This window comes from Desulfonatronospira sp. MSAO_Bac3 (assembly GCF_003838035.1).
Lineage (GTDB): Bacteria > Desulfobacterota > Desulfovibrionia > Desulfovibrionales > Desulfonatronovibrionaceae > Desulfonatronospira > Desulfonatronospira thiodismutans.
Genome location: NZ_QYZY01000137.1, coordinates 1 through 4,902, shown reverse-complemented (window position 1 = coordinate 4,902; position 4,902 = coordinate 1). Strand labels below are relative to the sequence as shown.

Here is a 4,902-nt window from a genome sequence, read left to right as displayed (position 1 = left end):
TGGTCCGGGATGTTTCAGCGTTTTTTGCAGGATGAACTGCAGCAATACAGGGATAACCTCCAGGATGCTGTGGACAGGCAGAACATGGATGCAGTCTCCAGCCTGGGGCACAAGCTGAAAGGGGCCCTGGGCACCCTGTGTGTCGCCGGGGCGGCACAAAAGTCCAGTGAGCTGGATCTGGCAGCCAGGGAAAAGGATCTGGAAGGGGTCAGACGGGCCTGGGAAGAGCTTTTGCAGGAACTGCATAAACTCCTGGAATACCGGGACCAGGGTAATCAAGACTAACTTATCACTACAGCGAAACTTATTTATTCACCTCCGGGGACTGGCTCTCCCCGCACTTATTTTTAAAACCTGTCAATCATCCTTCAGAAAAATAAGTGCGGGGGTGCCTGTCCCCGATTTAGACAGGTTGAAAAGTTTTATAAGTTTCGCTGTAGTGTTATTGCGAGCGTACAATGTTTACTGACATGGAAGCAGACCTGAAGTTAAAAGATGTCTCGGTTCTTTGCGTGGAGGACGAAAGTTTTACTCTGGAGTTTTTAACCCAGATGCTTGGGCCCAGGGTAAAAGAGGTCCATCAGGCCAGGGACGGCCAGGAAGGGCTTTACGCATTTTCACGTTTCAATCCCGATATAGTCATCACCGACATTGAAATGCCGCGCATGGACGGCCTGGAAATGGCTGAAGCCATCCGGGAGCAGGACCCGGAAGCGGTGGTCATACTCTCCACTTCCTTTGACAACATAGACAACCTGAAAAAGGCCATAGCCCTGCGTCTGGACGAATTTGTGTCCAAGCCTGTGGCTCCGGCGGAGCTTCTGGAAGTGCTGCAGCGCTGTCTGAGGGTGATCAGCAGGAAAAAAGCAAAGGACCGGCAGCGCAGGACCATGGAGGTTATGCTTGGGGGCATGCCTTTTCCGGTGATGCTTCTGGACACAGAAAATCACAGGGTGGAGATTGCCAACCCGGAAGCAGGCAGGGCCGGATACAGGCAGGGGGCGGCCCTGGAGGGCAGATTTTTCCCCCCTGAGGTACGCCAAGTTATCAAAAGTAAAGGCAATGCTGGTGATTTGATTGAAGCCAGGGAGCAGTCCAGGCTGGAAATATCCTCCGGGGACAAAAACTGGGAGATTTACCTCAAGCCGGTGGCTTCAGGCTGGATGGTCGCAGCCGTCGTGGATGTCACCTGGCGCTGGCACCTGGATCAACTGCGTGAAGACGTTGAGCGCATCACCAGGCACGACATGAAGACACCCTTAAACGGCATTATAGCAATACCGGACCTGCTCCTGGAATCTGACGCACTGGACGATGAAAGCCGGGAACTGGTGCAGTACATAAAAGAATCCGGGCATACCCTGCTGAACATGATAAACCTGTCCCTGGACCTGTACAAGATGGAGCAGGGGACATACCAGCTTGATCCCGGGAAAGTGGATCTCACCCGCGTGCTGCGGCAGGTCTTGAGACAGCTGGAACCCCTGAGCAGGGGAAAAAACATTCAGGTGAGACTTCTGCATCAGGATATGGATGTGCCGGATGATTTCAGCTTCATGGTCTGCGGTGAAGAGATGCTTTGCTACTCCATGTTTTCCAACCTCATTAAAAATGCCCTGGAGGCATCCCCGCATGGTAAAGAGGTCAGCATCAAGATGTGGTACCAGGCTGGTGAAAGCCTTATAACAATCCACAATCACGGTGAAGTGCCCAGGGAAATAAGGGAGGTCTTTTTTGACAAGCTAAGCACCCACGGCAAGAAATCCGGAACAGGCCTGGGTACCTACTCCGCGGCCCTTATAGCCAGGACCCAGAACGGAAACATTGACATGCAGACTTCAGTAGAGTCCGGCACCACCCTTACTGTACGTCTGCCCCTGTGCCAATAGATGCAAAAGGGTTTTGTCAGCAGTATCTGTTTAGCGCTGTTAAGGAAAGCAGGGGACAGGCACCCCCGCACTTATTTTTCTGAAGGATGATTGACGGCATTTTAAAAATAAGTGCGGGGAGAGCCAGTCCCCATGCTACATGCAAAGCGCTGAAACAGCTACTGTCCGCAAAGATATATGTAAGCAGGATATCTGTTCAGCTTTCCTTAAAAGGGCTGACAGGGACTAAGGCGGGCTATGCCCGCAACCCATTTTTTTCTCGCGCAAAGGCGCGAAGATCGCAAAGTAAGAAATTTATCTTTGCGCGATGCATGGCAAAGTTCAACCGGACCTGCTCCTCAGTATAGATTAAGGGCACGGTGTAAACTCCCCTCCTTAGCCAAGGAGGGGCCGGGGGTGGTTGTATGAGATCCCTTCCTTTTTGCGCCCTTTACGCCTGGCCTGCTACGTTTTTTTATCGTAGTTCCAGTTTTTCTTTTTTTATTACAGGGTTTAAGGAATAAGTCACAAAGCAAGGAGGTAAGAATATGATACTCAGGGTTTGCAGGAAAGGATCTGTGGAGTCTTTACAGTCCATGCTGCAGGAAGTCCAGAACCACGGGCGGGTGAAGTCCATACTCATCCTGGCCTGTGACGCCAACGGCTTTACCCCGGAGAATGTTGATCCGGTCCTGCAAGAGTGCGGTCTGCCTCTGCTGGGGGGGGTTTTCCCGCAGATTATTGCTGAAGGGGAAAACCTGGAGAAGGGCACCATTGTGGCCGGGCTTTTTTACGATACGGTGTCTCTCTATGTGCCGGGTCTAAGCGATGACGACAGGATTATGGACGACGCCGTGGATGAGGCCCTGACGGGTGTTGACGTGGAGGACAGGACCTTTTTCGTGTTTGTGGACGGTCTTAGTTCCAGGATCAGCGCCTTTATCGACGGGCTTTTCAACAACCTGGGTCTTATGCCCAACTATATCGGCGGGGGAGCCGGATCATTGAGTTTTGAGCAGAAGCCCTGCCTTTTCACCAACCTGGGCCTCAAGGGCGACGGTGCGGTGGTGGGGGTATCAGAAGTCCGCAGCGGCATAGGAGTGGCTCATGGGTGGCACCCCATAACCAAAACCATGAAGGTGACTGAATCCGAAAAAAACAGGGTCATCTCCCTGAACTGGGAACCGGCCTTTCAGGTGTATAAAAATGCCATAAAAGAACAATCCGGTCTGTCATTTGATGAAAAGCCCTTTTTCGACATCGCCAAGGCTCACCCCCTGGGTATAGTCAAGCTGGACGCGGAAATGATCGTGCGCGACCCTCTTTTTACCGAAAATGATGAACTGGTCTGCGTTGGGGAGGTGCCTGTGAATTCCTTTGTATACATACTGCGGGGAAACATGGACTCTCTTATTGAGGGTGCGGTACAGGCCAGGGACAATGCCCTGAATAATTACCATGGGGACCGGAACAAGGCCAGCATGCTGTTTATGGACTGTATCTCCAGGGTCCTTTTCATGGGTGAGGAGTTTAAAAAGGAGCTGCAGGCGGCTGATTGCGGACTGACCACCTTTGGAGCCCTGACCATTGGAGAGATAGCCAATACCGGGGATGCCTACCTGGAATTCTACAACAAGACAGCAGTGGCCGGGATACTGGGGGATCCCCATGCAGAATGAATTCTACAAGGACGTGTTGCTGGAACTGGCCCTTTCCATCAGCGGCGAGTTCGACCTGGAAAAGCTTCTCAAGAAGTGCATGCCGCAGTTTCTGCGCAAGCTGGACTGTACTGCTGCAGCTGTGGTCAATACCGCAGATGACAAAGGCATAGTACTGTGCCTGCCCAGGTACATGTCCAGAAATGAGGATTTTGCCGCTATGCTGCAGCAGCTTGCCCGGGAAGCGGATACAGACGGCTTTCAGGACTGGTTGCTGCTGCAGGAACAGGACAGCTTTCATTACGCTTTCAGGCTGCAGGACTTTGGTATCCTGGTGCTTTCGCGATCCAGGAGTTTCGAGCCATTTCTCATCAATGAACTGCTGCCCCTGACTGCAATGCTGGCCAGGGCCTGCCGCTCCTGCCTGGAAGTGGAAAAGCGCAGGCAGGCCGAGGAAGAGCTTTCCAACTCCAAGGCCCTGCTGGAAGCCACACTGGATTCCATCCCGGACATCATAGGAATTCAAAAACCGGATCATACCATGATCAGGTACAACCGGGCCGGGTATGATTTTCTGGGTCTTACGCCAGAGGAGGTGAAAGGAAGAAAATGCTACGAACTCATCGGCAGGTCAGTGCCCTGCAGTTCGTGTACCTCGGCCCGGGCCGTCAGGACCGGCAGGCAGGACTTCAAAGAAAAATACCTTCCGGAATATGACAGGTATCTGGAGTGCATTTCCCAGCCGGTCTTCGATTCCCAGGGCAGTGTTCACCTGGTGGTGGAGCAGTTAAGGGATATTACCCAGCGCAAAAGGTCCGAAAAAAAGCTTCTGACCCAGAAGGCCCAGTTCGAGTCTCTTTTTACCAACACCAGCGACGCAATGGTCTATTTTGACGCCGACCTCAAAATTTTCAACGTCAACACGCGTTTTACCGAGATGTTCGGGCATGATCTGGAAGAGGTCAGGGGCAGAAACATCATAGATGTGGTGGATCCTGAGGGAAAAGAGGCGCATTACGGGGCCTACAGGATAATTGCAGGGGACAACGTGGAGATGGAGTGCACCAGGTATTCCAGGGACGGCGAGCCAAGGGAAGTCCTGCTTAAGGGCGGTCCGGTGCTGGTGGATGGAAACATTACCGGAGGGTTTGCGGTTTACTCCGATATAAGTCAGCGCAAAAATTACGAAAAGGAGATCATCAGGGCCAGGGATGCAGCAGAGGAGGCCTCCAGGGCCAAAAGCGAATTTCTGGCCAACATGAGCCACGAAATAAGAACGCCCTTGAACGGTGTGGTGAGCATGATGAGCCTGCTGGAAGAAACCAGCCTGGGACCGGAGCAGAGAGAATACGTGGACATGGCCACCATTTCCTCGG

At 52.6% G+C, this 4,902-nt stretch carries 4 protein-coding genes; all 4 read left to right on the top strand.

All coding sequences use genetic code 11. The features are described 5' to 3' along the window. The coding region (locus D5S03_RS04900; RefSeq protein WP_287042844.1) for an Hpt domain-containing protein at window positions 1-285 on the top strand (285 nt) is incomplete at its 5' end. Between the two features lie 173 nt (window positions 286-458). Next, window positions 459-1,889, top strand: coding sequence for a response regulator (locus D5S03_RS04895; RefSeq protein WP_287042843.1), 1,431 nt, complete (start codon window positions 459-461; stop codon window positions 1,887-1,889). Between the two features lie 527 nt (window positions 1,890-2,416). Further along, on the top strand, window positions 2,417-3,547 hold the full coding sequence (locus tag D5S03_RS04890) for an FIST signal transduction protein (RefSeq protein ID WP_287042842.1): 1,131 nt from the start codon (window positions 2,417-2,419) through the stop codon (window positions 3,545-3,547). Further along, window positions 3,537-4,902: PAS domain S-box protein (locus tag D5S03_RS04885; protein ID WP_287042841.1), on the top strand; the 1,366-nt coding region annotated here is incomplete at its 3' end. The genes D5S03_RS04890 and D5S03_RS04885, both read left to right, overlap by 11 nt.